General features: G+C 33.9%; 23 protein-coding genes and 3 tRNA genes. 18 read left to right on the forward strand and 8 right to left on the reverse strand.

Annotation, left to right across the window (positions count from 1 at the left end):
* Positions 1 to 8 precede the first annotated feature (8 nt).
* Entirely contained in the window at positions 9 to 875 is an 867-nt protein-coding gene (locus LS81_RS00280; RefSeq protein WP_034317353.1) for a P-loop NTPase, read from the reverse strand.
* Between the two features lie 600 nt (positions 876 to 1,475).
* Here LS81_RS00280 and fliR point away from each other — a divergent pair.
* From fliR to LS81_RS00300, 4 genes are all read left to right on the forward strand, one after another.
* Complete coding sequence (fliR, locus tag LS81_RS00285) at positions 1,476 to 2,252, forward strand: flagellar biosynthetic protein FliR (protein ID WP_034345647.1); 777 nt, start codon at positions 1,476 to 1,478, stop codon at positions 2,250 to 2,252.
* Between the two features lie 63 nt (positions 2,253 to 2,315).
* Positions 2,316 to 2,648 carry a branched-chain amino acid transporter permease gene (locus LS81_RS00290; RefSeq protein ID WP_034345645.1) on the forward strand — a complete coding sequence of 111 codons (333 nt, stop codon included), beginning with the start codon at positions 2,316 to 2,318 and terminating at the stop codon, positions 2,646 to 2,648.
* A 4-nt stretch (positions 2,649 to 2,652) separates the two neighbouring features.
* Positions 2,653 to 3,483: a thiamine phosphate synthase gene (locus tag LS81_RS00295; protein ID WP_034347094.1), complete on the forward strand. Its 831-nt coding sequence runs from the start codon at positions 2,653 to 2,655 to the stop codon at positions 3,481 to 3,483.
* Between the two features lie 119 nt (positions 3,484 to 3,602).
* Complete coding sequence (locus LS81_RS00300) at positions 3,603 to 4,256, forward strand: YceI family protein (protein ID WP_034345642.1); 654 nt, start codon at positions 3,603 to 3,605, stop codon at positions 4,254 to 4,256.
* 130 nt (positions 4,257 to 4,386) lie between these two features.
* On the opposite strand, the gene LS81_RS00305 is transcribed toward LS81_RS00300, so the two are convergent.
* Both LS81_RS00305 and pssA read right to left on the reverse strand, forming a co-directional pair.
* On the reverse strand, positions 4,387 to 5,811 hold the full coding sequence (locus tag LS81_RS00305; protein WP_034345640.1) for an MATE family efflux transporter: 1,425 nt from the start codon (positions 5,809 to 5,811) through the stop codon (positions 4,387 to 4,389).
* Complete coding sequence (gene pssA, locus LS81_RS00310; protein ID WP_052096506.1) at positions 5,792 to 6,592, reverse strand: CDP-diacylglycerol--serine O-phosphatidyltransferase; 801 nt, start codon at positions 6,590 to 6,592, stop codon at positions 5,792 to 5,794. The genes LS81_RS00305 and pssA overlap by 20 nt, the downstream gene beginning before the upstream one ends.
* 217 nt (positions 6,593 to 6,809) lie before the next feature.
* Here pssA and LS81_RS00315 point away from each other — a divergent pair, with 217 nt between their 5' ends.
* The 9 genes from LS81_RS00315 (at position 6,810) to LS81_RS11160 (ending at position 11,291) form a co-directional block, all read left to right on the forward strand.
* Positions 6,810 to 7,502: a 5'-methylthioadenosine/adenosylhomocysteine nucleosidase gene (locus LS81_RS00315; RefSeq protein WP_034345637.1), complete on the forward strand. Its 693-nt coding sequence runs from the start codon at positions 6,810 to 6,812 to the stop codon at positions 7,500 to 7,502.
* Between the two features lie 138 nt (positions 7,503 to 7,640).
* Positions 7,641 to 7,802 carry a hypothetical protein gene (locus tag LS81_RS11155; protein WP_158659410.1) on the forward strand — a complete coding sequence of 54 codons (162 nt, stop codon included), beginning with the start codon at positions 7,641 to 7,643 and terminating at the stop codon, positions 7,800 to 7,802.
* Between the two features lie 60 nt (positions 7,803 to 7,862).
* Entirely contained in the window at positions 7,863 to 8,786 is a 924-nt protein-coding gene (ppk2, locus tag LS81_RS00320; protein ID WP_034345634.1) for a polyphosphate kinase 2, read from the forward strand.
* A 174-nt stretch (positions 8,787 to 8,960) separates the two neighbouring features.
* Positions 8,961 to 9,782: a CinA family protein gene (locus LS81_RS00325; RefSeq protein WP_233715910.1), complete on the forward strand. Its 822-nt coding sequence runs from the start codon at positions 8,961 to 8,963 to the stop codon at positions 9,780 to 9,782.
* Positions 9,783 to 9,991: 209 nt separating this feature from the next.
* Complete coding sequence (locus LS81_RS00330; protein ID WP_034317336.1) at positions 9,992 to 10,324, forward strand: F0F1 ATP synthase subunit C; 333 nt, start codon at positions 9,992 to 9,994, stop codon at positions 10,322 to 10,324.
* 63 nt (positions 10,325 to 10,387) lie between these two features.
* Positions 10,388 to 10,471: transfer RNA gene (locus tag LS81_RS00335), tRNA-Leu, on the forward strand.
* Between the two features lie 27 nt (positions 10,472 to 10,498).
* A tRNA-Leu gene (locus LS81_RS00340) sits at positions 10,499 to 10,585 on the forward strand.
* A 23-nt stretch (positions 10,586 to 10,608) separates the two neighbouring features.
* Positions 10,609 to 10,685, forward strand: a tRNA-Arg gene (locus tag LS81_RS00345).
* Between the two features lie 468 nt (positions 10,686 to 11,153).
* On the forward strand, positions 11,154 to 11,291 hold the full coding sequence (locus LS81_RS11160) for a hypothetical protein (RefSeq protein WP_161976735.1): 138 nt from the start codon (positions 11,154 to 11,156) through the stop codon (positions 11,289 to 11,291).
* A 283-nt stretch (positions 11,292 to 11,574) separates the two neighbouring features.
* Here the strand turns inward: LS81_RS11160 and LS81_RS00350 are convergent, their stop codons facing one another.
* Positions 11,575 to 12,015, reverse strand: a complete 441-nt coding sequence (locus LS81_RS00350; RefSeq protein ID WP_034347585.1) for a GatB/YqeY domain-containing protein — start codon at positions 12,013 to 12,015, stop codon at positions 11,575 to 11,577.
* 61 nt (positions 12,016 to 12,076) lie between these two features.
* Here LS81_RS00350 and flgH point away from each other — a divergent pair, with 61 nt between their 5' ends.
* A complete protein-coding gene (flgH, locus tag LS81_RS00355; protein ID WP_034347580.1) occupies positions 12,077 to 12,775 on the forward strand; it encodes a flagellar basal body L-ring protein FlgH in 699 nt (232 codons plus the stop codon).
* A 242-nt stretch (positions 12,776 to 13,017) separates the two neighbouring features.
* Here the strand turns inward: flgH and LS81_RS00360 are convergent, their stop codons facing one another.
* From LS81_RS00360 to LS81_RS00375, 4 genes are all read right to left on the reverse strand, one after another.
* Positions 13,018 to 13,410 (reverse strand): hypothetical protein, encoded by a 393-nt coding sequence (locus LS81_RS00360; protein ID WP_034347578.1) that lies wholly within the window; start codon positions 13,408 to 13,410, stop codon positions 13,018 to 13,020.
* Positions 13,400 to 13,699, reverse strand: a complete 300-nt coding sequence (locus tag LS81_RS00365; RefSeq protein WP_233715826.1) for a hypothetical protein — start codon at positions 13,697 to 13,699, stop codon at positions 13,400 to 13,402. Before LS81_RS00365 ends, LS81_RS00360 begins: the two co-directional genes overlap by 11 nt.
* Before the next feature lie 74 nt (positions 13,700 to 13,773).
* On the reverse strand, positions 13,774 to 15,264 hold the full coding sequence (locus LS81_RS00370; protein ID WP_034347606.1) for a DASS family sodium-coupled anion symporter: 1,491 nt from the start codon (positions 15,262 to 15,264) through the stop codon (positions 13,774 to 13,776).
* A gap of 497 nt (positions 15,265 to 15,761) precedes the next feature.
* Positions 15,762 to 16,592: a DUF5718 family protein gene (locus tag LS81_RS00375; RefSeq protein ID WP_034347577.1), complete on the reverse strand. Its 831-nt coding sequence runs from the start codon at positions 16,590 to 16,592 to the stop codon at positions 15,762 to 15,764.
* Positions 16,593 to 17,060: 468 nt separating this feature from the next.
* Here LS81_RS00375 and LS81_RS00380 point away from each other — a divergent pair, with 468 nt between their 5' ends.
* The 4 genes from LS81_RS00380 to LS81_RS00395 are packed head-to-tail and all read left to right on the forward strand — an operon-like array spanning position 17,061 to position 24,693.
* Positions 17,061 to 18,215 (forward strand): SH3 domain-containing protein, encoded by a 1,155-nt coding sequence (locus LS81_RS00380; protein ID WP_233715827.1) that lies wholly within the window; start codon positions 17,061 to 17,063, stop codon positions 18,213 to 18,215.
* A gap of 49 nt (positions 18,216 to 18,264) precedes the next feature.
* A complete protein-coding gene (locus tag LS81_RS00385) occupies positions 18,265 to 19,059 on the forward strand; it encodes a lysophospholipid acyltransferase family protein (RefSeq protein ID WP_233715828.1) in 795 nt (264 codons plus the stop codon).
* Positions 19,060 to 19,084: 25 nt separating this feature from the next.
* Positions 19,085 to 22,882: a DUF7149 domain-containing protein gene (locus tag LS81_RS00390; RefSeq protein WP_052096630.1), complete on the forward strand. Its 3,798-nt coding sequence runs from the start codon at positions 19,085 to 19,087 to the stop codon at positions 22,880 to 22,882.
* Positions 22,855 to 24,693 (forward strand): AAA family ATPase, encoded by a 1,839-nt coding sequence (locus tag LS81_RS00395; RefSeq protein ID WP_034347575.1) that lies wholly within the window; start codon positions 22,855 to 22,857, stop codon positions 24,691 to 24,693. The genes LS81_RS00390 and LS81_RS00395 overlap by 28 nt, the downstream gene beginning before the upstream one ends.
* Positions 24,694 to 24,701 lie beyond the last annotated feature (8 nt).

Here is a 24,701-nt window from a genome sequence, read left to right on the forward strand (position 1 = left end):
ATGTAGACTTATAGATACCCAAGCATACGCTTGAAAAAACTCTTAAATCCCTTAGATTCTAAAAGCATATTATGCTCTATGTCTGTAATCTCATGTGCTAGAAGCGCAGCTATATCTCCAATCCCTACAGACACACTGTTAAATGGCTCTATCTTTGTAATCAATGCGCGATTCCGTGTAGCTTTATTTACCGCAGAGTTTAACTCAAGTCCGCCTAAAAACTTGAGTGTGAGGTGTGGTATATGTTTTTTTGTAATACTCTCCATACGATCAAAAACCGCAAGAGCCTCTTTTTGACTTTTGCACATATTAATAACCATAAAAATTTGTTTCTTTGTGTGTGCATTAAGCTTAATAGTGGCATATGCATCTGTAATTGCTGATGGATCTGGCATAGTAACTACAATGATGTGCTCACATGCTTGCAATGTAGATTGGTTAAGCGGACCAATACCAGCTCCAGTATCAATTAATAAAAAGTCCAATGTATCAAGGATATTGCTCTCTTGTATAAAATTCTCCACAATATTAAGATTATTGCCAGCATATTTTAGAATCTCTTCACCACTGTCGCCAGGTATGAGGTATAAATTTGGCTCTATCTCATACACAACCTCATCGATACTTACCTCACCTTTCATCGCATGGAGGATATTTTTATCCGTTTTGATACCAAAAATAAGATCAAGGTTTGCTAACCCAATGTCTGCATCAAATACTCCAACCTTAAACCCTAGCTTATTGAGCTTATATGCAAGATTTGCACTAAGGGTAGATTTACCAACCCCACCTTTACCTGAGGTAATAGCAATATACTTTGTATTGACCTTATTCCTCATCATAGTTTCTAGTTGTTTTGCCTGATTCTCAATCATTCAACTTCCTTGCTTACTCAAAAAGGGTATATCTATCAATCTAAACTTCCTGTCATTTGTTCACGCCCTACTTCTTTGTTATCTTGCGAGATTCTGCTAAAAGTGAGATTCTAGCAAAAAATTAATAAATTTATTGTTAGAAACACATTTTGTCAATAAAAACGAGTTTCATACTACATAAAGAAACCCCAAGACTACAACACCAAAGACCTTTGTACGTTACATGCAATAACTATTCCACTTAATCATTAAAAAAGCAAGAATTACGATAAGATAAATTCAGATTCACAAAGACACATTTCTAGAATCTTTATACAAACCATAAAATGTTTGCACAAAATACATATCAAGTAAAAATTTATTTGAATAAAAACATAACAATAAGCCTCACAAAGCCATTGTAACATGCATAAAGAAGCTAAAATTTGATCTTAAATCTAACAAGTGTAAATTTGAAATCAAGAGTTTATACCTGCATTTTATCACCACAGCCAAACTCTAAAAAACTTTTATAATCTCATGCTATAATCTCACACTTAATAATTGGCAATTATAAGAATAATGCGTAGAATATGAAATCTTATGCTTTGAGGGCTGTTTATGCTTGATTTTCTCCCCTATATCACAAATGCAAATGTTATGGCTTTCTTAATGCTGTTATTGCGTTTTGGTGGCATTCTTGCGTTTTTTCCTTTCTTTGATAATCAGATTCTACCTGTAAGCGTGCGTGCTGCACTTGCCTTTGTACTTGCGGTTGTATTTATGCCAATGGTAACAGACATAATTGCCTATCCCACATTGACAACTTTCATGATTGGCGGCTTATTTGAAATACTTTTAGGTTTTACCTGCGGTCTTGTGTTGCAAATTATTTTTTCATCAATTGTATTTGCAGGTGATTTAGCAAGTTTTTCTATGGGATTAACAATGGCTAGTGCGTATGATCCTATGAGTGGGACTACAAAACCCATAGTTTCTCAAGTTGTTGTGTTTTTATCAATCCTTGTAGCATTGCACTTTAATTTTCACTACCTTTTACTCGATATTATCGCACGCACACTCAATGATACACCTCTTGGAGGTTTCATGCTAAGCGATAATGTTGTCGCATATTTTACAAAGTCATTTGCCAATATGATTCTTATTGGCTTTTCTATGGCATTTCCTATTATTGCTGTATTACTTTTAACTGATATCATTTTTGGTATGATTATGAAGACGCACCCACAATTTAACCTCCTTGTGATTGGTTTCCCTGTAAAAATTGGGGTAGCTTTAGTGATTCTGGCAATCATTGTGCCAGGCATTATGCAACATTTTAGACACGATTTAAGTGAAGGCATGAAAGTATTATGGAAGATTCTAAGTCAAGGATAAGATTAAAGGGTTTTACATGAGATTAGGTTCTAAATTTCTAGCTTCTAAAAATGAGAGGATAACATGCTTTATATAACGATTTTATTTATAGCATTTCTTACCGCATTAACAAGATTCTTACCATTTTTTATTTTTCGCAACAAGACTCCTAAGGTTATTACAGATTTAGGCACTCTGTTGCCCCCCAGTCTTATTGCCATGATATTTATTTATTCATGCAAGGATATGTTGCAATTAGATAATATAGAGCTTGGAATCTATGGTCTTGTTGGTATTGTTTTTGTGTTATTCTTACACATTGTATTTAAAAATATCTTATTTAGCATCTTTTGTGGCACACTTTTTTATCTTGTGTTAAGAAACCACGATTTAATATTTGACACAATATCCTTTTAATTTGATGCAAACCTATCTTATTCTATCACCTGCGTATTATGAATGTATGGATGAGACTGCCACAAAACAAATCTCTACAAAGCTACAACATGCTTATATGATGCTAGAATCTAAGAATATGACATTGAACTTTGTTGCATTCCGTTATGACAATCATGATAGTTTATCTTCAGATCAATATCGTATGTTACTTGAAATATTTGCTTTTTGTAAAAGTCATAATATAACACTCTTGCTAAATCTTTCTATGTATAAGATAGAAACTCTTGTGCTCTTGTGGCTGCATGGTTTTGCACTAGGCATACATTTTAAGGAATCTGATTTGCCTCTCCTGCATGATAATATATGTCTAGCATTGCAACAAAGCTATTTTGCGTTATGCTCTCTGCAGAGCGATATCACATTACAAGATAAATTAAAAATTATTCATGATTCATTCCTGCATTCATGTAAAAGTGGCACAAAAGCTATTGAGTTATTATCTAACACAGAAATGCTTTCACGCCTTATAGCTCCACTTCATCACACCTTAACTAATTACCAAAAAATAGAGTCTAGGCTAGATAGGAAACCTTGCCCTATATTTGTAAGCACTCATAACACAAAAGATCTCTCTAATGCCCTATCTCTTGGAGTCAATTATGCTACAATTAGCCCTATATTTTATGACAAAGGTAACAAGGCATTAGGCTTATCATATCTACAAGCATTGCCTATTGAATTAAAAAGAAATGCCTTTGCTTTAGGTGGAATAAATAATGACTCAAGGCTTGAAGAGATTAAGTCATGTGGTCTAGCTGGATTTGCATCAATTAGCTATTTTTTGCAGCAATAGCTTTAGCTTTCTTTGCATATCTTTATATATTTTTAGTCTATTGGTTCAAATAGTGAATTAACTTTTTTTATACTTAGATGTGTTAGAATCTAGCATTTTAAATTCCAAAGAGTGTCCATATGAATAAATTTTTTGCTTTATATCTATTGTCTTGCTTATTTCTTTATGCAAAAGAATACGTTATCGATGAGACACATTCAAGCGTTAGTTTTGGTGTTAAGCACTTAAGTGTAGCAGACACTATAGGACATTTCCAAGAGTTTTCTGGCACACTTGACATTGAAGATAACAGAATTAAAAAGCTGCAAGGTGAAGTTGTAATTGCAAGCATTAATACCTATAATGCTGCACGAGATGAAGAGTTACTTACAACAGACTTTTTTAGCACCAAAAAGGCAACCTTGCAATCTATCTCATTCAAAAATAATCTTTTACGCACCAAACTAACCATAAACAATATCACAAAAGAGGTGGTTTTCAAAGTAAAAATCACAGGACCGATCCGTAACCCAAGCCTAGTATTAAAAGAAAAAAGCAAAAATGATAATCCTTTTATGCCACAAGCAACAAATACGCCATTACAAAATCCACACTTAAAGACAAATGATTCTGATACAGATTGTGGTTGTTATATTAGCTATGGAGATAATGTCATAGGGGTAGAGTTATATGGCAGCATTAATCGCTTTGATTTTGATATTGCCAAGACAACACCAAAAGAACTTTTAGGCAAAGATGTTAATATAAGGATTATATTAGAAGCATCCAATTAACACTCGTTCTTACATAGTTTAGAGCCACAAGATAACAATCATTTTAAATCAAACCAAAGCACAAGCAAGAACAAGAGTACAACTAACTCCCCATATCTATGCAATATAAGTCACATAAAATATAAACGACCTACCTGCTCATTCGCTTTGTAACATAGTACAACACGCCCACGCTCACGCATAAGGCACAACATTCTGATATAGGATATGCGATCCACGCACCCATGATTCCATAAAAATACGTCATAACTGGCAACAATACAATGATGAATGCAAGTGTGTAGGCTATTGTAACTATAAAGGAGGCTAAAGCTTGTTGCAATGCTTGTAGATAAAGCGCAATAACAAGATTTAAACTCATAAAGATATAACCAATAGAATAAATATTCAATGCTACCTTACTTTGTTCTTTGAGCTCCAAATCCTTTAAATACAAAGAAATAATAAAATCACTAAAAATAAAAAATAACGCATACAATACGCAAGATAAACCTAGTGCCACATAAATATAGAATCTTAAAACCTCTTTTAAACGACTAAAAAGCCGCATACCATAGTTGAAACTCGCAATGGGCTGTATGGATTCTGCAAGTGCCATCGTAATAGTAAAGAAGTTAAATCCAGCATAAAGAATAGCACTATATACCGCAAGGACAGACTCTCCCCCAGTATCCTTTAGAATCTGATTATAAAGCCACATGACAATACCAACACTTGCTTCACTTGCTGCATAGGGCGAACCATATTTAATTGCACGTCCAAGTAGTTTCCAATCAAATACTTTTACAAAATACAGCTCCCCCTTTTTCTCACAAATAAAAGGCAATGAAATGCGTATTTTACTTGCAAAATTACAATTAAAAAAGCCAAGCATTAATGCTCTATATTTGGGTTCTACATAATGCCACAACAATACGCAAGACCCAATAATATGTCCTAAGGTTGTAGCGTATGCACTACCAATAATGCCAAACTCCCACACAAATAAAAAAAGATAATTAAATATAACATTGCAAATCGCCCCAAGAAACATGGCAAACATGGCAAATCTAGGACGTTTGTCATTTACCACACACATATCAAGCACAGGATGCAAAATAATTCCAAAAAGTCCTACACATGTCCCACGCAAGTAATCAACTGCCATGCCATGCACATTTGGTGTTAGATTCTGTGCAAAAAAATCAATTACAATGCTCGCATACATATAGCCCAAAGCACCAAATATCAGGGATAATGGCAATAATAAATATACAATGCTGCTAAAAATAGCTCTTGCAATATGTGCTCTGCCTTTTGCAAGATAATAGCTAATAAGACTTGCTCCACCTAAAGCAAACATAAGCGAACATGCCATCATTGCAGGAAAAAGAGGCCATACTACAACGATTGCTTTCATAGCATCATCGCCAAGCTTCTTATTAACAAAAATACCATCAATAGTCGAATAGCTAGCCATGGCAAGCATGGCTAAAAGCATAGGAATGAAATAATTAAAAAAGAGCTTTGGGATACCATCATTGGCTAGATTTAAACTACTCTTTGTGTTTAGCATTATCCTCCCCTAACCTCCTTGTACTTTCCTCGTTATCATTCTTTCGCATTACAATCCTGAAAAGAACAATAAAAATCCAACGCAAAACTCCATAAAAAATATACATGCTCAAGAATATACACAAAGCCAAAGAAGGCTGTGCTACAACAAATGCAAGAGCAATTAATAGCACGACAAAATATTTTAGATTCCACTGCACCTTTTTAAAACTTGGATAGCGAATATTGCTTACCATAAGAATTGCGATGAAAAAAGCAAATACAAGAAAAATATAAGTATGTGTGCGTAAAAATTCAATCCAGCCAAAAAAACTCACCTTGTGCTGCTCAACCACAATAATCCATAAACACAAAATAGCTGCAGCAGAGGGGATTGGCAAACCTATAAATGAATTTGTCTCAACATTTGTTGTGATATTAAACCTTGCGAGCCGAATCGCCCCAAGCACTACAAATAGACCGCTGATTGCCACACCATAACGACCATAATCATACCCCACATAAAAGTATAATAGCACCGCTGGGGCAACACCAAAAGCGACAATATCAGCAAGAGAATCAAACTCAACGCCAAACTTACTAGCAGTATTTGTAAGACGAGCCACACGACCATCAAGCCCATCAAGCACCATGGAGAACAAGATATACCAACACGCTGTTGTAAAAGCCTTAGAATCCGCTTGAACCAAGCCCTTATGTGCCATAAAAATCGCCATAATACCCAAAAATATGCTACCTGCCGTAAAAAGATTAGGCAAAACGTAGCGAGGACTAATTTTCATAAATATTTCCTTTTATAGTCGTATGGCCAATAAAGCCAAAAAAGTCTTGCAGGGCTTATTTTAGCATAGTTTTAGACAAGTTCTTACTATTTCTTAGTCCCATGCCAAACTCTACTTCACGCTAAAATGGGGTGCAAAATACACAAAAACCAAACATAAATCAAAGGATTTTTATATTATGTTATAATCAGAGTTTAGTTTTGCAAAAAGGAACAACATGACAATAGGTATCATAGGTGCTATGCGTGAAGAGATCGTGCCGCTTTTAGCACTGTATAAAGAGTATGAGAGCATGGAGATTGCTGGGAATGTGTATTATAAAATTGCATACAAAGATGCAAACATTATTATCGCTTATAGCAAGATAGGCAAGGTGCATGCAGCAATCAGTGCAACCACAATGATCTTGCGATTTGGCTGCGAAAAAATCATCTTTAGCGGTGTTGCAGGCGGCCTAGCAAAGGGCTTAAATGTCGGAGACTTGCTACTTGCAACAAAACTTTGCCAACATGATGTTGATATCACAGCATTTGGACATGCTAAGGGTTTTATACCAGAGGGTAAGCTGTTTTATGAAAGTGATAAATATCTGTGTGACAAAGCAAAAGAAGTCGCAAAAGATATGAATCTTAGTATAAAAGAGGGTGTTGTAGCAAGCGGAGATCAATTTATTGCCAACCAACAAATAAAAGATTCTATTGTAAAAGAATTTGATGCAATTGCAGTGGAAATGGAGGGTGCAAGCGTAGCGTGTGTATGCGATAATTTCAAGATTCCATATTGCATTTTTCGCTCTATTAGCGATAGTGCAGACGGAGAGGCTAGCCAAAGTTTTGATGAATTTTTAGAATCTAGTGCAAAGATTAGTGCCCACTTTGTTTATAAACTTGTGGATAAAATCTTGCTTTAAGCATACCTAAATAAGATAATACCTATCTCAAAAACATGCAATATCCACTTTATATGGGTTTATCTAGGCTGCAAAAAATTAACTGCTATTTCACCATGATAGCTAAACCCATGAAACACAATAAGACAAAGAGTGTAAATGAGAGATATTGGGACACATGCCAAACAATCTCAATCATTTAAACTCACGAAACCCCAAATAACACAAAACATAAGTCAAACAAAACTACAAAGAAAAAATGATTCCATAATTTATCCAAAAACGCACACCTACGCACCATCTCGTAGCTATTTTAAGTAGATTTTAATAAAATATTGAGTATGCTATGCTCTATTTACTTTAAAAATAAAGGGGCTTATAATGAGCAAAAAGCAAATTGTCGTTCGACCTGAAGAGTCAATGGATCCACAAGACGTATATAGCAAAAAGAAAGTAATTAATAAACGCCATTTGTTCAAAAATGAATTTTATGAAAAAGAATTGCGTAAGCTAGAAATCGAACTTGTGAAGTTACAAAATTGGGTTAAGAAGACAAATCAAAAAATTGTCATTATAATGGAAGGTAGAGATGGTGCTGGCAAAGGAGGGACGATCAAGGCGCTTACTTCACACCTTAATCCTCGTGGTTGTCGCATTGTTGCATTAAATAAGCCCACAGAGCAAGAAAAAACTGAATGGTATTTTAAGCGATATATCACCAATTTGCCATCAGGTGGTGAAATCGTATTTTTTGATAGAAGCTGGTATAATCGTGCTGGTGTTGAAAAGGTTATGGGCTTTTGTACTCAAGATGAATACAAAGAATTTATTTATCAAGTAAGTAATTTAGAGCAAATGCTTGTTGCAAGTGGTACAATGATTTTTAAATATTTTCTTAATGTTTCACAAGAAGAACAAAAAAGACGTATTGAAAGACGCAAAAACGATCCATTACGAATGTGGAAATTAAGCCCAATTGATGCAAAATCATTAAACCTGTGGGACGATTACACGGAGGCATTTGAAAAAATGTTTTCACGCACACACACACCATATAGCCCATGGATGATTGTAGATTCTAACGATAAAAAGCGTGCAAGACTCAATATAGCTAGAGACTTATTAAGTAAAGTGGATTATGAAGATAAGGATCAAAACTCTGTATGTTTACTTGCTGATCCTAATATTGTGCATTTATACTCTCAACAATCAAACTTTATTAAAAAAAATAAAGACTTCAAAATCTTTGATAAAGAGAAGGATAAAAAAGACAAAAAAGACTGCAAAGAAGACGAGAAAAAGTAGGGTATGTTTTATACAAAATATATCATGGAGATGCTCTCATCACTTAGAAAAGATGTAATGTCCTTATCCAATGAATAAAAGGCTAGGGATAAAACCAGTGATGTTAGTAGTGCTCTCATACAAGCAGCAAAAAATACTCTTTTCTTGAAAATCATATTATAAAAGATTTGAAACATGCAAACTGACAAACTTAACAATGATGAAATGTATTTCGAAATTATAGGTTTTGAACAAAGTAGTGCTATGCAGATAATTTCGCAATATGCAAAAGACTGCTCTGTGCTACTCAAACTTGCAAATTCTTTGCCTTTACATCATACTTCTATGCAAGGAGATTGTAAGAATCTAGAACAACAAGACAATCTAGGCAAAAGTATCTTGCCCACTATATTATCACAAGAATATGGCATAATAGCACAAGGCTCTACACATGATTTAGCAGCATTTTTCAAGATTCTAGAATCTTTATTTGCAGATCGACTTGTGAAAGGAGATATTGCAACTTTCACACTCAAAAAATTACAGCAGCACAATTACAAGCTTTGTGTTGCTGAATCTTGTACGGGTGGAACTTTGAGTGCCATGATTACTGCTATTAGTGGTGCAAGCTCTGTTTTTAAAGGCGGCATAACAACTTATAGTATTGAATCTAAACAACAAATATTAGGTATAAAAGATTCTATTTTTAAAGAACATAGCGTATATTCTGAAGCGTGTGTGAGCGCTATGGCAAGAGGGGCAATTGATCTGTTTCAAGCTGATATTGCCATTGCTACGAGCGGATTAGCAACACACGATGATAGTCCGGATAACTTTTTACATTTACCTGCTGGCACGGTTTTTACTTGCGTTCTCATACGTGATAGGATGCCAATAAATATTGTCCATAACTATCTGTCACATACAAATATAGAAAGCAAAGATTCTAGAATCTTTGTGCAAAAAATGGCTAGTTTGCAAGCTTTGCGTCTGCTTTTAAGCACGCTTGCCAGTTAACCTAACTTATCAAAGAAACAAAGTTATTATTATCCTTGGTTCTATTATAAAACATTAACCTGCAAGTAATTTTATAACAATGTTTGATCATATTTATCAATAATTTAGCAAATTTTAAGGTAAAAAAAGTTAGAATAACCCCCATGCTTTGCAAGTAGGGGGCATATCCGAAAACAAAGGTGTGAGTCTATTTTTAAAAGGGAATGATTATGAAAAAGTTGCTTTTGTTCTTTTTCGCATGTGTTGGTTTTGCGTTAGCTGCTGACACGAAAGCTAGTCTTGATGGTATTAATGGTGCCGATGTAGTAATGGCTCTATCTGTTCTTGCTGGTGTTGTTGGTTTAGGTATTGCTGCACTTGGTGGTGGTATTGGTATGGGTCATGCTGCTGCTGCTGCAATCTCTGGAACTGCAAGAAATCCTGCATTAGGTTCTAAATTACAAACAACGATGTTTATTGCGATTGCGTTGATTGAAGCACAAGTTATCTATACGCTTGTTTTCGCTGTTATTGCAATATATGTGAATCCTTATATTCCTTAATTATTTGCGATCTGGGATTCCTGAATACTTACTCACCTCCCTTTCGAAAGGGAGATGAGTTTTGCGCTGGTGGTGGAATGGTAGACACACCATCTTGAGGGGGTGGCGGGGCGACCCGTGTGAGTTCAAGTCTCACTCAGCGCACCATCTTAAAAATACTCAAACCACATTATAGCCGGAGTGGTGAAACTGGTAGACGCGCTAGACTCAAAATCTAGTAAGGGCAACCTTGTGTCGGTTCGAGTCCGACCTTCGGCACCATCCATATTTATATTAATTATACTGTCCTGGTAGCTCAGCTGGATAGAGCGTAAGATTCCTAATCTTAAGGTCATGGGTTCAAATCCCTTTCGGGACACCATTCTTTGTGTATAACTATTCTAATCTCTCGTTTTATGATAAAGTCTTTGTTTATTTGCTTCTTTACGCTATTAGACAATACACGACTTCATCACCAATCACATGCTTCTTAAACTTGATGTTTGAGGCTTAAAAATTACTTGCCCATGAATAACTTCAGAAATAATTGGATAAGACTATAATGTTTATATGGAAAAATTCACCCACATCCAATAAAACATTTATGTAAAAAGCAGAGCGATCAGATACAACTCCAATAGCTGTGCAACAAAAATTTCTCAACAATAAAACCCAAACAAAAATATACAATGTGCACTAATATCAAAGAATTAATCAAGGCATAAAATGGGTCAAGAAGCGATTAGTACAATAAGCTTAAAACACTATGATATAAAATAGATAATTTAACAAGGAAATACAATAAATCAAACATGACAAATTTCAATAAATCCGCATAAACAATAAAGATGTGTTCAAAAACAATATAGAATCTAATGCAGTGAGATATATCACTGAAGTATTGCAAGAACAACTTATTATGAGAAAAAATAAAAAAAAAGGGGGGGGGGGGGGTGAGCCACCGTCATGGCACAAAATACAACCTTAATCAAACCGCAAACACAATATATAAAGCCCAACAAACTATCTTATTGTAGAAAGACATAAATAAGTTTAAAATAAAACTCTAAAAATATGCAATTATATATAGGCTTCTTAAAAGCCCTATCAATATGAACTAACTGAAATGTTCTTTGTCTTGCCAACCCTGCTTCGAGCCACCTAAAACAACACATTAATCTTAAGGATTCTAAAAATTATGAAAGCTTCTCATGCAAATTGTTTGCATTATCTTTTTTATTTATTTCCCAAAATATCAATCCAATCATGTTTTATTGCAATAGCTTTTTTGCCATATCCGATATTCTTTTGCCCGTAGCCACCGCATTAAGACTTTTTGCTGCACCCATAACCTTACCCAAATCCTTAGAATCCTTTGCGCCAACCTTTTCTATAATCTCTTTTATTGCGCTCTCCAACTCATCGTCATCAAGTTGTTTAGGCAAATAATGCATAATAAGTTCAATCTCATAACTCTCTTTGTCCGCTAAATCCTGCCGATTTGCACTTAAGTAGCTCTCTTTTGCATCCTCTCTTTGCTTCAATGCTGTCTTTAAGATACCTATGCAATCCTCATCACTCAACACAATCCTTTTGTCAATTTCAACTTGTTTTAACGCTGAATGTAGTGTCCTTAACGCGTCCCTCTTTACATTATCACCATTTTTCATTGCCTCTTTAATGTCTGCCATTATAGAATCTTTGATACTCATATAAATCCTTGTTGGGAATGTAATTTGCTTTAATTATACAATATTTTACTAAAGGATGAGTATGAGAAAAATAGGTTTGGCGTTATTGCTCCCTGCACTGCTTTGTGCATATGAACCAGAAATTGATATGAATGCACCAGATTATGTAAATGATATGCCATCAAAAGACTTCGTGCCAGAGTTTTCAAGACCAGGTTCTTTATTTGGACAGGGAGAAAGACCACTATTTGCAGATCGCAGAGCGATGCGCGTTGATGATTTGATTACCATTAAAATCAAAGAAAACATTACCAATGATTTTAAAATTGACAAAAAATATAGTGGAAGTAGTGGTGGAAACATTACTCCTGCGCAAATGACTTATAATGGACAAGACGCACAGCAGCAAGCAAACACAGTTTATCTAAATGATCAAGTCAATTATACGCTAACAAAACCTAACAATGCGACTAACTTTCAAGGCGGGGGCACATATTCTCAATCACAGAATCTTGCCTTAACAATTACAGCGAGAATCTTAAAAGTTATGGAAAATGGTAATTACTTTATTTATGGCAAACAAGAAATGCTTGTAAATGGTGAAAAACAGATTATACAAATAAGCGGTGTTATCCGCCCCTACGATATACAGCAAAATAACACTATCGAAAGTCAATATATTGCTGATAGTAAAATTTCTATTGTAAGTGTTGGCAAAATCTCTGAAACTTTGGCAAAGAAGCCAACCACAGACGCTATCGAATCAAACTGGCCATATTAAGCCTCTTGTGCCATACTCTTACCTAATAACTAAGCATTATGCCATGTGGCCTAGCTTAGTATTGATAAACCTTGGGATACACTTATTTTTGCACCAAATCCCTTGTAGATACCTAAGTGTAAATAAACAAGAATGGCTATCTGTCTAAAGATATCCAAACTATGCCGCTCCCAATACATTTCTAAATCACACAAATAGTAATCAAAAACTCCTGCCTACATCTTATTGTATTGCAAGACTTGTTATGGCGTATCCTGAAGTAAACTTGGGTCACGCACTTCAAATCGTATGTATGTTTTTTGTGGGTAAAAATACATAGCAACGTGATTTAAAAGTGCATTTGGGTAGTAAAGATAGACTGCTTGTTGTATAGATTCTAAACCTACACTTTGACATTCAAAAAGCCACGCATTTCCATTATGACTGCACTCTTTATAAAAAATGAGTGCATCATTACTTTTACCATTGTCTACATATGCAAGATTCTGTAATTGTTTATCTTGAGTTGGCATTACATTATCGTGTGCCAACCCAATACTTTGCAATTGAAGCAATGGGCTATAACAGCCAGAATAAAGCAGAATCATAAAAAACATAGGCAAAAACACTATTCGTGTAGAAAACTTATTTCGCATTTACATTCCCCAGTATAAGACATTTTTTCTGCCATATAAGCATATTCCAACTCTGCTGCCATATACCAACTTGTGTGAATGTGTATTGTGCGGTATTTTTGTATGCCTCTTTCAAAAGATTCTCAAATGTTAGAATCCTATATTGTTTAGATGCGTTAAAAGGTGTAAAACTTACGCAGATTCTAGCAAGCTCTTTTTGTGGTTTTTTTGGTAATGTATTTGGCAATATTTGCAAATTATGTAGTCGTCCTAGATACACCACCCTATCATCTTTTTTTGTATGCTGCACACTACAACCCGCATAAAAACTAATTAGTGTAAAACATAATGCCTGTATACAGAAGATTCTAAGGCAAGAATTCTTTAATAATACCCTAAGATTTTCCACCAAATACCACCGATGACACCAAATACAATCACGCTAACAACACTCATAATAGCACCCATTTTCCACCATTCTCCAACACTTGCATATCCAGAGCCAAAGATAACAGGGGCAGTCCCTGTCGCATAGTGCGTTAAACTCATCATAATATTACCCGCTGCAGCAAGCATTAGTGCATATAACATAGGTGGTGCACCAATTGCCAAACCAGCTGAATAAAATGCCGCAAACACTGCAGCTATATGAGCAGTTGTAGAGGCAAAAAAGTAATGCATGTAAAGATAGAGAAGGGTAAGCAACAAACACGCACCAAACCAACCAAAACCTAATGCATTAACGCCGCTTTCAAGATATGTCGCATAATAGCTCACAACACCCAACTTACCAAGAAAACTTGCCATCATCACCAACGCACTAAACCATACCACAGTATCCCATGCACTTTTTTCTTTAAGGACATCTTCCCAAGTTAGTATCCCACTAATAAGCATTAATGCCAACCCTAAGAATGCAACTGCAGCAGAATCTATCTTAAAACCAAAGAAATTACCAATTCCAGCCCATAATGCAAGCATGATAACAAATATACCAAGCACAATTCTTTCTTGAAAGCTCATAGCACCCATTGCTCTTAGCTCTTGTGTAGCCATGTCTTTTGCATTTTCTGTCTTTTTTATTTCAGGCGGATAGACAGCCCACACAACAAGCGGCAGCAAGAATAATACCACGATACTAGGTAAAAACATAGATAATGCCCACTGCCCCCAAGTAATATGCATGTCAATCTCTATACCATGATTATTTGCCACCTCGACAATTTTATTTACAACCATAGGATTTGGTGCAGTTGCAGTAATAAACATACCAGAAGTAATAGGATTTATTTGAAAATTTACAAGTGCCAAATATTTACCTATTTTATTTTGCGTATTTGTCTCAGGTTCAGAGTTAAAAGTGTGTGCAATAGAACGCATAATAGGGTGAATTATTGCTCCACCTCTAGCTGTATTTGATGGTGTAACAGGTGCTAAGATAACTTCACTGACCACAAGAGAATAGGCAATACCTAGCGTATTTTTACCAAAGAGCGATATAAAATAATAGCCGATACGTTTGCCAAGCCCAGTTTTAATAATCGCACGACTAATCATGATCGCCACACCTATCATCCAAATGAGGCTTTCATTAAAACCACTCAAAGCGTTCTTAATGCTTGCTTTCGTATCACCTGGTGCAGTTACGCAAGTGATTGCTACAATAGCAATGGCTATCATGCTTATTGCACCTATTGGCATAACCTTCAAAACAATTGCCAAGATTGTTGCACAAAAAATCCCAAGTAAATGCCAACCTTCTGTTTTCATACCCTCTGGAGCGGGAATAATCCAAAAAGAAATCATAATACCTATACATACTATCCCATAAAGCCTTTTTAGCTTTTTTTGCTGCTCTTCTTGTGTCGTCTGCATGTGCTGTCCCACATTATCCCCTTTCACCTCAAGAACATAATCGCTAAGGTTATTCTACATATTGTAATATATATGCTGATAAAAACACATTATATTGCTATTTGGACTTACATTTATTGTGTTATGCTACTGCATGTAACACACAAGGGGAGGAATTTTACTTAATAGATTCTAGAATTTAACAAAATAATGGTCTACATCATGCGACATAGAATCTAAATCCCTAGAATCTGCATTTTAAATAGCAATTATGCAAAAAAATGTATAAAGCTAAAAATAGGCATTCTTAGTATTACCATCGCAACTACATTCTGCAAGAGATCTATACCTACTGCTTGGGCATATTATGTTCAATAAATTAGCAAATAATACAAGCAATCTTTTATAGCAATCTAGTTGAATTATATCAATACACTGAAGTATTCATGCTCACAAACACATATGCACACGTGTGTATTCTAACTACAAACCCTAGAGTCCACATCAATTACGTCATATCAATCCGCACTGCGAACCACTTCCTGACGTACGATTGATGCATCCTTAAGGCTTAATACACCCTGCTCTATTAAATCTTTAATCTTTTCATTGCTGTATTTGTTGTGATTATAGGCGACCACACATACCTCATCGCCCTCTTGTAAGAATCTTGTTTCTGCAAACTCTGTGTAGCTTGTCGCACCAATAGCAATAAGTATCTTTGATGGATAATCAGCTCGTTTAATAATCTCATCAAGATTCTCAAGAACCGCATGATCTTCTTGTGTATTGAGTTTCTTTATTATCCAATCAATGAGTTTTTTATAAAAGTAGCTATAATGCGTCAATTTCGCATTATCACCATATTGATGTGCTTTGCCATCACAAATGAGAAAGGAAGTTAAGGAATAATTATCGCAAATCCCACCTTCCTCAAATTTATCAATAGGTAATCGCAATCCACAGCCTTTTGAAGCGGTAGAAAAGTTCTTCTTTTGACTAATCTTTGTCGCACTGCTATCATTTCGTATTGATGTATCATCAAATGCCATAAAAAACTTCGGGATAAGCGTCTTTACTTTTCCTTGCTCATATACAACTTCACACTCAAGCCCTATTTCTGGTTCTGCTTGTGCATGCAATGCTGTATCTTTTGGGAGCAGAATCTTTTTGTTATCAATGCAGTAGCGTCCTAAAAATGTATTATCTTTTGGAATATAAAATGGGAATATGCCCTTTGGTGCACCTTCCTCATCGCTTACAACATGCACAAAATCATTAGCCTCACCCGCTTGTTCTAGATGGTTTGCAAAATTACCTGCGATACCAAATCCTAAATACTCTTTCATGATCTGCTCCTTACAAAATAAAAAATAAATACTAAATTGAAGTAAAATGCAATACATAAGAACATATAGATGTGTGACACTTATGCCTTTACAAGTCCAAAGTATAGTCTGTAAATTATACAAAATGGTAAAAATTCTACATATCAATTTATCTTTTTAAAATAAGTGTAGATTGCAGTAACATTTTGTAATAAATCTAGTTTAAACTACATTGTGAAAAGCAAATATAAAAAATTAAGGTTTTTTAAAGCTTAATGATAACAATATGTTATAATACAAAACTTTATCAACATCATTGAAGAATATAAAAGGACATAACAAATGCCATCACGCTTTTACGCGGTGCTAAACCCCATCTATTTCATATCTATATCATTAATTTTTATAAAAAATATACTCACTTGCAAAAACGCTCACACATATTTCAACCATCTAAAACATATCATTTTGTCTGTTGGAATCATATACATGTGCATTAATCCACTTTATGCAGTAGATGAGATTCCAAGTGATATAGCCAATAGCGCCTTAAACAATGATGAGAATGATGAAGCGATGGTTACAACAGATAATACAGAGCAAGTAAAGATTCTCAATGTTACAACGCTAACAGATATAGATAGCCTTAGAGAACAAACTCTATACATAGGGCAATACATTACTATCACATATCGTCTTGTGCTGCTTGATGAAGCGCGTATTGTCTATACGGAGTTTAATCCATCGCTTGATAAACAGGATAAAAATGCAAAATCCCAAAGTGTGCAGCTCATAAAAGAAAGTGCTTGGCAAAAAGAAGATGACTACTATACAGCAACATATACCTTCAAGATTATACAATCAAAGATAACTATCCCTTCACTCGTTGTGCATGTGCAAAACAACTATTTGCAAGATTCCATGCAAACAGATCCTATAAATCTTCAAGCACAAGCCCTAGATAAGACTCAAGGATATAGCGGTGTTGTAGCAGATAGCCTAAAAATCATTGATTACACCCTTGAAAATTATGATGATAACAATAATATGATACTTATTGAGCTTGAAGGGCATGGGAGTAATTTAGAAGACTTTAGATTACCAAATATTAAAGATCAAGAGTTTGGTCAAGGCACAAAATTTAGCGATGATGTCGCACGTGTAAATGTGCTTGCTAGGATTCCAAAAGAGCTAGATTCTATAGAGTTTAGCTACTTTGATATTAATAAACATGAATTTATACCTTTAAGTATTAAAAATGCGGTGAATATAGAATCTTTTGATGATGAGATTAGAGATGACCTCAACCCAAAAAGCTCATTCATAAAAATCACAAATATAATCCTATTTGCCATGCTTGGGATCTTTTTATTAATCACATTAATAAAACGCTCATACATTGCTGCCATTACCTCATGCTTATTACTCGGTTTTATCGTATATAGAATCTTTTCAAATACTTATAGTATCAAAACATTGCCAAATGCTCGTGTCCTTATACAACCAACGCATAGTTCAACAGAACTATTTGTAATTACAAACCCGACAAAACTTGAGGCAATAGATAAAAAGAATGGCTACTATAAAGTAAATATTGATTCTAAGGTTGGCTGGATTAGTCGTAATGACACAAACAAGCGTTAAGCTTATACGATTACACATTACTTAGTCATTTTATTAAGAAAGGATAAACATGGAAAAATTACGCGGTTACTTTGCTACTTTTACCATAGCACTCGGACTTGCATGTGTTATTATTGGTATTTATTTCTTCAGAAATAAGAATAATGGGAGAGTCGCACGGCGATATTGTGGCTACTTTTTTCCCGCAAATGGGTTAAAGATGGAAAGAGTAGGAGACTATGATTTAGATGCGCAATTGGTTATAGTCAATCATCAAAGTGCTTCAGATATTATATGTCTTGAGGGAGATCATCCTTTAAATATTTGTTGGGTAGCAAAGAAGCAATTAGGTGAGCTTCCATTCTATGGCTACGCCCTAAAATTACCCGAAATGATACTCATTGATAGAGAAGATAAAAAAGGCATTATTCAGCTCTTAAAAGAAGCAAAAGAAAAAATCAATCAAAAACGACCTATAGTCATTTTTCCCGAAGGCACAAGAGGACCAGGCAAAAGAGCATTTCTACCATTTAAACCAGGAGCTAAAATCTTAGCTGAGAAACTCAATTTAAAAGTGCAGCCAATCGTATTTGTCAATACAAGAAAAGTGTATGATAGCAACCCAATTAGCGTAAGATCAAATGTTGCACGAGTAGTATGTATGCCTGCATTCACACCAGACTTTAATACAAATTGGTATGAGCAACTTGAAAAAGACATGTTTGAAGTCTATTGTAAGCATTATGATGAGCTTAATCCAAACGAAGCGATACTAGATTCTACAAATCTTTCTAGTAAAGATTCCAACACAAAAGATACAAATAATGAACAGCTAGATTCCAAGCCTTTTGCAAATACAAAGTAGGTAATAAATCTTAAGGCAATCTTTCATGCAATATCATAACACAGAGCTATCTCAATACCTACAAAGCTACAATACAATAACTCCAACACAAGAGATATTGCAAGGCTTTATAAATAATACCCAACAGCTATTAGCCACCAATCCAAATGAAAGCGAAGAATATCAAAAGAATAAATTTAGAGACTTTTTAAGAGAATCTTTTCATTATGATTGTAACACAAAGGGGCGTATAGATCTAGCCATATATAATGATTATAAAGACATAGAAGTAATAATTGAATTTAAGGCAATAAATAATACACAAGAATTCCCAAAGCATTCTGACACATTGCACTCCAAGGCATTATGTGAAACAATACTCTATTATCTAAGGGAAAGTAAAACAAATAACAATATAAAGCATATAATAATTGCTACTATACATGAGTTATTTATAATCGATGCAAAAGAATATGAGATATTTAAACATCACAAAGCTTTACAAAAAGCCTATAAGAATTGCGATGATAAAGAAGGCAATGACACAAGCACCAATAATTTTTATAAAGAAGCACAAAATATCATAGAATCTATGACAGACACAATTAAATATACCCACATACGACTAGATTCTATAATCTCTCATATCCATAGCAAAAGCTCATCAAACCCAAATACCACCATATCTCTAATATACCAAGTCCTAAGCCCACAAGCATTATTAAAGCAAAAAACATATATAGATGCAAATACGCTTAATGAAAGCTTTTATAAAGAGCTACTTTATATTTTAGGATTGCAAGAAATAAGCCAAAATAAAAAGTCTTGTATATCCCCAAGCTTAATAAACAATACTCTATTAGATTCTATCTTAAAAGCTTTTAGTCTATCTCCACAAGATGACTTTGAGACAATCTTTTCACTTCTTACCACATGGAATAATCGCCTTTTATTCCTGCGTTTGTTAGAATCCATGCTTTTAAGCTGCAAACATATAGATAAACCATTTTTAACTATAGATGTATTGCAGAATTTTACAAAGCTAAATACACTCTTTTTTGAAGTCTTAGCGATTAAGGAAGATAAACGCCAAGATATCCCAAAAGACTTAGCTTCTATCCCTTATCTCAATTCAAGTCTTTTTGATAAAACCAATCTTGAAAAAGAGGGCAAAGAAATAAAGCTTTTAGATTCTAAACCACTCAAGCTCTATCCGCAATCTATCCTCTACAAAGATAAGAATCTACAAAAAAGCTATAATCTGAATAAAGATTCCTCCCTGCCTCTTTTAGAGTATTTGTTTGGTTTTTTACATGCCTATGACTTCACCACCACGCCACAAGATATACAAGATAATATTAAGATAAATCATGACAAACTCATAAATGCCGCTGTTTTAGGGCTTGTGTTTGAAAAGCTAAATGGCTATAAAGATGGGAGCTTCTATACTCCTAGCTTTATTACAAGCTATATGTGCAAAGAGTCTTTACAAAAGGCTGTGATACAAAAGTTTAATACCGCCAAAGAATGGGATTGCAAAGATCTAGAATCTCTAAAGCTAAGACTAGATAAACTCACAGATTCTAAAGGTGGCTATAAAGAAGCAAATGAAATATTTGATTCCATAAAAGTTTGCGATCCTGCAGTTGGTAGCGGACACTTCCTAGTCTCTATGCTAAATGCTATGATAGAGCTAAAATTTCACCTCAAGATTCTATGCGAGATTCACACTGATAGCAGCGGCACAAGACAATATGAACGCTTAAAAGATATAAATTTAAAGCTAGAAAATGATGAAATACTCATAAAAGATTCTACAAACTCACTACATACCTATCAAATCCCCTCTCATGAGAATATACAATCTCATAGGATTCAAAAGGCATTATTTCACAACAAACGCACACTTATAGAATCTTGCCTCTTTGGCGTAGATATTAACCCAAACTCATGCGAAATCACAAAGCTACGCCTTTGGATAGAGCTGCTTAAATATAGCTACTATATCTTTGAAAATGATAAAAACACAAATACTCTCCAAACCCTCCCAAATATAGATATAAATATCAAATATGGCAATAGCCTTATAAGTCGCTTTGATTTAAAAGATTCACTCAAACATATTCCAAATATCAATCACCAGATAGCAAAGTACCAAAAGCTTGTTTCTAGCTACAAAAATGCTGATCAAAGCACCCTAAATATATCAAAGCAAGAGATTGAAGCACAAATTGAAAAGATTAAACAAACCTTCACGCTCACACTCAAAGACCCAAAAACAAAACAAGAGCTAGAAAAAGCCATTGAAACGCATATCACAAATTATGGCATTTCACTTTTAGATAATACAAGTTTATTAGATGGCTTATCCTATACGCTCAATATGTTTGGCAATCCACAACTTAGCAAAGAGCAAGAAAACGAGGCTTACATCTCCTATGGTAAAATAATGGCTTTGCGTAAAAAGCTAGATTCTTTCACAAGTGGCGAGAGCTATAAAAATGCTTTTGAATGGAGATTTGCATTCCCAGAAGTGCTAGATAACAATGGCGACTTTTTGGGCTTTGATTTAGTCATCGGCAACCCACCGTATATATCAGCACCATCTCAACTAGAAAACACAAATCTAGCCCTACAAAGACAAACAATAAATAATTTAAAAAAATACAAAAGCCTATATCAAAAATGGGATTTATACATACCATTTATAGAGCTTGGTATTTCAAAGCTTTGCAAAGAAAATGCAGTATGTGCAATGATAATACCTTATCCTTTTACAAATCAGCTTTATGCAAAAGTGTTAAGAGATATGATAACAACAAGTTTTAATCTTTATGAACTTGCAGATTTGCAAGGCATAAAGGTTTTTGATAGTGCAGTAGTAACAAATTGTATAATTTTTGTTTCAAAACAAAAATTTAAAAATAAAATAAGCATATCAAACGCAAATGAGAATCTAAAGATTCAAGCAACGCTAGAAAAAACTTATGATGACTTAATACAAGACCAAAAAACTTTAGTTTTTAACACAACAGCACAAAACAGAAAAGCAGATAAACATCAAAATCTAAATAACTTAGGGGATTTTTGTTATATAAGTATAGGAATGGTTTTAAATGCAGATGAGAAAACAGCCAAAGGAGAATTCAAAAAAGATGATTTGATTAGCAATGTAAAAGATAAAATACATTGCAAAGAATACATAGAAGCAAAAGATATAGAAAAATATGCCATAAAAAGAATAAGGTATTTAGAATACAACACTCCACGCTCTCCATCAAAACTAAGACGCCCTACCTTCCCACAATTATACGAAAATGAAAAGATATTGATAAACAAAATTGGCAATATAAAAGCTATTTTCGATAAAAACAACATATTTTGTGACCAAACAAATAGAATATGTATTCTATGGAAAGATTTAAAAGGCGTAGAAAACAACAGCATAAGTGGTAGCATTAAAAAATTCTCAAGATTCTCAAGAAAAGAAATGGAGGAGCTTTCTTTAAGCATGAATCTAAAATACATACTAGGAATTTTAAATTCAAAATATTCTAATATGCTTTTGAATAATATTAGAGGCTTAGGAAATATTGATATAAATCCAGAATATTTAAGAAATATCCCTATTCCCAAAATAGATTCTACAAACAAAGCCTTAAGCGATGAGATAATAAGCCTAGTAGAGCAAATTTTAGATTCCAAAGCCAAAGACCCCACCACAGACACCAAAGAGCTAGAATCTCACATAGATTCTCTAGTCTATAAACTGTATAATTTGGATTCTAATGAGATTGAGATTGTGGAGGGTAGGCAATGCAAGAAGAGAAACAAGATAAAATGATTACAAAACTTGAAGCAAAAGCGAGTTGCAAAAATATCAAAATTGGTTTTAAGTGGGAGAATATCCCACAATTTGCAGTAATCACAGGAGAAAATGGAGCAGGTAAAACCGCCCTTTTGGAACAAATAAATCAATCATCGCTATCTAGTGATTATGGCAACAAGAAAATCTTTGATATTTCTAATCATTTTGAGATTAAATTTATCACAGATATTGCCTTAAAAAATCCAGCATATACGTTTGATAAATATACTTTAGAGGGTATTCAAACTGCTTGTAGGGTTATTTTAGATATTAAGAAAAACAACAATATTGTTGCTATAGCGAATAGAAATTTTCAAGTGACACACGGCAAACAAATAAGTTTGGAGGATTTTATCAAAAATAATACCAATCAATTAGATGAAGCAGAAAAACGAACTTTTAAAGTGTGGAGAGATACTATTATAGATATTTTTAAACGATATGAAGGATTTTTTAAACGCCATAATATGACTAAAGAAAAACTATTATTTGAAATGACAGAAGATGAGATTGAAGCTTGGCTTAATAGTCTTAATGATATAAATTTAGAATCTAAACCGATGATTTTTGAAGAAGAGCTTTTAGTCAATACTTTTGGAAACTATTTTATTAAATTTGAAAATTATAAAAGGACATTAGAGCAAAAAGTAGAAAATCAAAATAAAACAATTAAAGAAATTTATAAAATGGCAGAATCTAAGGTTGGTAAAAATCCTCTTGATAGAATCAATGAAATACTACAAAAATATTATTCTAAATATAACATTGCAGTTAAAAGAGATATTACAAGTGAAATTAAGTTATTTTGTAGAGAAGTGAATACAGATATAGAAGTACCTTTAGATTCTCTATCGCTAGGGGAACAAATCATTATTCATTTAGTATTGTGGCAATACGAAAATACAACACTAGATTCTCTTGTTTTGCTTTTAGATGAGCCAGATTCTCACCTTAATCCAAAAATGGCAAAAATGCTTATCGATATATTAAAAAATGTCGTTGTAAAAGAGTTTGGTTGTCAAGTGATAATGACAACACATAGCTTATCAAGCGTAGCGTATTGTGATGATGAAGATTTGTTCTATATGGAAAATGGAGAGATTAAAAAAATAGATAAAAAACAAGCAATAGAAAATCTTACCGATGGTGTGATGACTTTTAATACTGCTATGGGAATTATTGAACAAATACAAACATCTAGCAAACCAACACTTCTAGTTGAAGGCTCTTTAGATAAGATTCACATAGAAAATTTTTATAAATTATCACAAAAAGAAATCCCATTTGAAATCATAGTATGCGGAAGTGCAAGTAATATGCCACATTTTGCTATTGCTTTTAAACAACTCAATATAGCTCAATCAAAAATATTGTTTTTATGCGATTATGACAACGGAGGGGAAGAAGCTTATAAAAAAATCATAGCACAACAATATAATGTGATCTATACTTTAGATATAGATTGTCTTGATGATAATGATGACAGAAAAAGGCTTAAAAACTATCTGTTTGAAATGCTATATCCATTGGAAATTTTAAAAGAGCAACAATTAGTTGATGAGATAGAATTAAAAGATTATATTAAAGGTTTAAAGAAAGAAGAGCAAAATCAAAAGGCTAAAGAATTTGATCAGGATACAAGTAAAGCAAAATATAAACTTAAAAATGACGATACAAAAAAACAAAATTTTGCAAATGATGTTATAAAGAAACTTGATATCAATAAAGACTTTGAAGAAATTAAGAATCTTATAAACAGAATAGAATCTAAACTTGGTGCTGTTTAGATTAATCT

The sequence above is a fragment of the Helicobacter trogontum genome (assembly GCF_000765905.2).
Taxonomy (GTDB): domain Bacteria; phylum Campylobacterota; class Campylobacteria; order Campylobacterales; family Helicobacteraceae; genus Helicobacter_A; species Helicobacter_A trogontum.

Coding starts and splice junctions, on each gene's coding strand:
- LS81_RS00280 (WP_034317353.1), bottom strand. CDS start 875: ATGATTGAGAATCAGGCAAAACAACTAGAAACTATGATGAGGAATAAG.
- fliR (WP_034345647.1), top strand. CDS start 1,476: ATGCTTGATTTTCTCCCCTATATCACAAATGCAAATGTTATGGCTTTC.
- LS81_RS00290 (WP_034345645.1), top strand. CDS start 2,316: ATGCTTTATATAACGATTTTATTTATAGCATTTCTTACCGCATTAACA.
- LS81_RS00295 (WP_034347094.1), top strand. CDS start 2,653: ATGCAAACCTATCTTATTCTATCACCTGCGTATTATGAATGTATGGAT.
- LS81_RS00300 (WP_034345642.1), top strand. CDS start 3,603: ATGAATAAATTTTTTGCTTTATATCTATTGTCTTGCTTATTTCTTTAT.
- LS81_RS00305 (WP_034345640.1), bottom strand. CDS start 5,811: ATGCTAAACACAAAGAGTAGTTTAAATCTAGCCAATGATGGTATCCCA.
- pssA (WP_052096506.1), bottom strand. CDS start 6,592: ATGAAAATTAGTCCTCGCTACGTTTTGCCTAATCTTTTTACGGCAGGT.
- LS81_RS00315 (WP_034345637.1), top strand. CDS start 6,810: ATGACAATAGGTATCATAGGTGCTATGCGTGAAGAGATCGTGCCGCTT.
- LS81_RS11155 (WP_158659410.1), top strand. CDS start 7,641: ATGAGAGATATTGGGACACATGCCAAACAATCTCAATCATTTAAACTC.
- ppk2 (WP_034345634.1), top strand. CDS start 7,863: ATGAGCAAAAAGCAAATTGTCGTTCGACCTGAAGAGTCAATGGATCCA.
- LS81_RS00325 (WP_233715910.1), top strand. CDS start 8,961: ATGCAAACTGACAAACTTAACAATGATGAAATGTATTTCGAAATTATA.
- LS81_RS00330 (WP_034317336.1), top strand. CDS start 9,992: ATGAAAAAGTTGCTTTTGTTCTTTTTCGCATGTGTTGGTTTTGCGTTA.
- LS81_RS00350 (WP_034347585.1), bottom strand. CDS start 12,015: ATGAGTATCAAAGATTCTATAATGGCAGACATTAAAGAGGCAATGAAA.
- flgH (WP_034347580.1), top strand. CDS start 12,077: ATGAGAAAAATAGGTTTGGCGTTATTGCTCCCTGCACTGCTTTGTGCA.
- LS81_RS00360 (WP_034347578.1), bottom strand. CDS start 13,410: ATGCGAAATAAGTTTTCTACACGAATAGTGTTTTTGCCTATGTTTTTT.
- LS81_RS00370 (WP_034347606.1), bottom strand. CDS start 15,264: ATGCAGACGACACAAGAAGAGCAGCAAAAAAAGCTAAAAAGGCTTTAT.
- LS81_RS00375 (WP_034347577.1), bottom strand. CDS start 16,592: ATGAAAGAGTATTTAGGATTTGGTATCGCAGGTAATTTTGCAAACCAT.
- LS81_RS00380 (WP_233715827.1), top strand. CDS start 17,061: ATGTGCATTAATCCACTTTATGCAGTAGATGAGATTCCAAGTGATATA.
- LS81_RS00385 (WP_233715828.1), top strand. CDS start 18,265: ATGGAAAAATTACGCGGTTACTTTGCTACTTTTACCATAGCACTCGGA.
- LS81_RS00390 (WP_052096630.1), top strand. CDS start 19,085: ATGCAATATCATAACACAGAGCTATCTCAATACCTACAAAGCTACAAT.
- LS81_RS00395 (WP_034347575.1), top strand. CDS start 22,855: ATGCAAGAAGAGAAACAAGATAAAATGATTACAAAACTTGAAGCAAAA.